Origin of the sequence: Mesorhizobium sp. M4A.F.Ca.ET.020.02.1.1, assembly GCF_004022645.1 — a bacterium.
GTDB lineage: Bacteria > Pseudomonadota > Alphaproteobacteria > Rhizobiales > Rhizobiaceae > Mesorhizobium.
In genome coordinates this window covers 1-3439 of the sequence record NZ_RZOI01000649.1, presented here as the reverse complement: position 1 = coordinate 3439, position 3439 = coordinate 1, and the positions used below count along the sequence as shown (strand labels likewise).

Annotated in this window: 4 protein-coding genes; 2 read left to right on the top strand and 2 right to left on the bottom strand. The window is 62.3% G+C overall.

Going from position 1 to position 3439, the window contains the following annotated elements:
- Window positions 1–1054: MFS transporter (locus tag EN742_RS28575; protein WP_128333548.1), on the top strand; the 1054-nt coding region annotated here is incomplete at its 5' end.
- A 40-nt stretch (window positions 1055–1094) separates the two neighbouring features.
- Here the strand turns inward: EN742_RS28575 and EN742_RS28570 are convergent.
- Both EN742_RS28570 and EN742_RS28565 read right to left on the bottom strand, forming a co-directional pair.
- Window positions 1095–1958 (bottom strand): hypothetical protein, encoded by an 864-nt coding sequence (locus tag EN742_RS28570; protein ID WP_127407101.1) that lies wholly within the window; start codon window positions 1956–1958, stop codon window positions 1095–1097.
- Window positions 1959–2155: 197 nt separating this feature from the next.
- Window positions 2156–2386, bottom strand: coding sequence for a hypothetical protein (locus EN742_RS28565; RefSeq protein WP_127407102.1), 231 nt, complete (start codon window positions 2384–2386; stop codon window positions 2156–2158).
- Between the two features lie 401 nt (window positions 2387–2787).
- On the opposite strand from EN742_RS28565, the gene EN742_RS28560 reads away from it, so the two are divergent.
- The coding region (locus EN742_RS28560) for a peroxiredoxin-like family protein (protein WP_148670318.1) at window positions 2788–3439 on the top strand (652 nt) is incomplete at its 3' end.

Below are 3439 nucleotides of genomic sequence, written 5' to 3'. Positions count from 1 at the left end.
GTTTCTGCCCTCGCTGCTTTTGGTGTTGGTCACCGGCGTCGTCGCCGACCGCTTCGGCCGCCGCCTGATCATGACCTTGTCGTCGCTGATCGAAGCGGGCTGTGCGGTTGCGCTCTTGCTGCTTACGTTGCGCGGCCTCGCCGGCCCGCTGCCCATCTTTGTGGTGCTTGCGATGTTCGGCATAGCGCGCGCCTTCTATGGACCGGCTTCATCCTCGCTGTTCGCCAATCTGGTGCCGCCGGAGGACTTCGCCAACGCGATCGCCTGGAATTCTTCTGCCTGGCAGACAGCAACCATTGTCGGCCCGGTCGCCGGCGGCCTGCTCTACGGGCTTTCGGCGGAGACGGCCTACATCACCGCCGCCGTCCTGATGCTGGTTGCAGCCCTCCTCGTCTTCACCATTCCGAAGCCCGCCCAGCAGACCGCCACCGACAAGCCGACGATGGAAACGCTGTTCGCCGGCTTCCGCTATATCTGGAGCGAGAAGATCGTGCTCGGCGCCATCTCGCTCGATCTGTTTGCCGTGCTCCTGTCGGGCGCCTCGGCGCTGCTGCCGGTCTATGCGCGCGACATTCTCGAACTCGGTCCCTGGGGCCTCGGCCTGCTGCGCTCGGCACCGGGCATCGGCGCCATCTGCGTCGCCGTCTGGCTGGCCGGCCACCCGATCCGCGACCATGCCGGCAAGATCATGCTGGGCTTTGTCGGTCTGTTCGGCGCTGTCACCGTTCTGTTCGGCGTTTCAACCATCACCTGGCTGTCGATCTTGGCCCTCGCCTTGCTCGGCGCCACCGACATGTTCAGCGTCTATATCCGCGAGACACTGATCCAGCTGTGGACGCCGGATGACGTGCGCGGCCGCGTCAATGCGGTGAACCAGGTCTTCGTCGGCGCCTCCAACGAAGTCGGCGAGTTCCGCGCCGGCACCATGGCGGCGCTGATCGGCACCGTGCCCGCCGTGGTGATCGGCGGCATCGGCGCGGTGGCCGTCGCTGGGCTGTGGGCTTGGCTGTTTCCGGCGCTGCGCCGGGTGCGGCATTTGAACAGCCGGAATTGAGCGCCGAATCTATACCGCTGGATCGTCGCACTTCGGCAGGTCAGGGTCGGCGGCTTGTCTCGCTGCCCCAGTTCGGGTTTTGCAGATCTCCGTGCAGGCAATAGTCGAAAGCATAGCACGTGTCGGTAGCGGGCCGGGTTTCCCAGAATGAACAGGCGAGATTCGCGGTCCGCACGACGCGCTCTCGCGCTTGCTCAGCGCCCATGCCGAGGATCAGGGAACCGTCCTTGCGCTCGCGCAGCCACTTCTCGATGTCATATCCTAGGTCTTGCGCGTTCTTGAAGCTCAGGCCCATCGTGAGATTGGTTTCCAGTGCGGCGGTGGTCGCATCAGGCCAAAGCGGCGCAAGCGCAAGTTCCGATCTTGTCATCTCGCCATCTCGCAGGACAGCGCAATCCACCCCTATGGCGACGCGTTGCGCCGCCCGCCATCTGGCCATGTCGCTGCGTCCGGTCGGACCGTATATGCAGAGCGTGTCGAGGAAGTCCCGATGGGGGCGGTCCCGATCGAATGCCAGATCACGAAATTCCAGCGCCGCAATCGCTTCGACAAGCGAAACTCCCCTTCGCGCAGCTTCGGTCGCGTCCTGCCAAGCGGCGACAGCATAGTCGCTGCTTATGATATTGCGCTGGTAGAAGTCGGGAAGGCCCTCATCGAGTTTGGCCAGCGGCGTCTCAAGGGCGTCCAAGGCCTCACGCCGGGCGTCATTGCGAACACCATCGAAAACGAATTCACTCCACGTTACGAAGACTGCCCGGATTGAATGTAGGCGGATGGGAAGGTCTATTTCGCGCCCCAATCCCCAGGGCCCATCGCCAATGCGTGCAATTCCAGGGAAGGCGCGCATGGCCGCTCGCAATGCGACCAGGCGCTTGCTCGCATCGTCGGAGATGTCGGCGAGCATGGCGCGAGGCGAAACATCGTCCGCAAGTCGCTCGCTCCAGAATCTGAGCCGTTCAGATGGGTGCATTGGGTCTCGGGATCGGCTTGCCGGCAAGGGGAAGATAATCTTACAGCATAGTACCTAAGATTGCCTGCACGCGACGTCAGGATGTCGAACCGCCGGACCGGCAGGGAACTCCCAACGGCGCGCGCGCTCTGCTAATCCGAAAAGCTCACGCCAACGCCGCGCTGCCGAAAATAGGCCTGCATCAACTTGCGGCCAGAGCGGTTGTTCTGCGCCAGCCTGGCCGGATCGAACACCGCCTGCTTTTTCCCCTCTCGCGTCAACGCTGCCTTGAGTGTCGCGATATGTGCATCGATGTCGGCATTATCCGCTCGGAGTGAGGCGTAGATGTTCTCGGTCGCCTCGGCCACGGTGAGTTCGTTCACAGCTGTCGTCCTTTGATTGATTTGGGCGGGCGCTTAGCACAGATTCGCGGCGCCGCCGAGAGCGACGAGACTGCAGCTTGGGCGCCAAGCTTGCGCCGACAACGGCTGAATAAGCCGTCAGCAGACCTGCAGCCTTCGGCTCCAGACATATATCGGACGGTCAATCTACGGGGCTTAGGCCGGCAACCGGGCTAAAGCGGACACCAGCGCCATCTGGTAAGCGCGGCCCTCCGTAAGAACGCCTTAGCGTCCGCCCACTCCGTGCTATAATTGGACTATCGACGCCGACCTAACTAAGGCCGACCGCCATTTCAGCATGCCCAAAGACGTATGTGTCGCACATGGGCTCAAGCCACTCGCCCGCACATCCGTCGTGAATCGACCCGGGAGGAGGGATCAGCATGCCAGAACGTCTGAACATAGGCCCGCTGCAACTTGGCGAAACGGCGCCCAATTTCGTGCTCGACGCGATTACCCGCGAGGGCAAGATCGCCATCGACGATTTCCGAGGCGAGAAACCAGTGCTGGTCGGACTGTATAGAGGCTTGCATTGCCCCTTTTGCAGGCGCCATATCGCCATACTTTCGCAGCTCACCCCAGCCCTCAATGCGAAGGGCATCGATAGCCTGACGGTGGTAAACACACCTGTCGAGCGGGCGCGCCTTTATCTCCGCTACCATCCGATGCTAGGCCTACTCGCGGCATCCGATCCGGAGCGGACTTCACACCGCGCCTTTGGGTTGCCGAATATGCAAATCACCGAAGACGAGAGCGCATGGCCGCAAAAGGTTTCGATGAGCGATGTGAAGTCGATACGGGTCGAATTGCCGGACGAGATGCCGGAACCGATGGACCCGTTTGCGGCGCTCGAATATCTGAACAAGAAAGACGGCTACGATATCACTGAAGCGGACCAACAGATGATGGCAACCGGCATAGGGCAGCTCGTCGGCCAGTTCCTGCTGGACCGCGATGGCGTCGTTCGCTGGGCCTCCAACGAGGTCCTCGATGGCGGCCTATTCGGCGCCCCGAACACTCGGGAGCTGATGTCGG

Coding starts and splice junctions, on each gene's coding strand:
- EN742_RS28570 (WP_127407101.1), bottom strand. CDS start 1,958: ATGCTCGCCGACATCTCCGACGATGCGAGCAAGCGCCTGGTCGCATTG.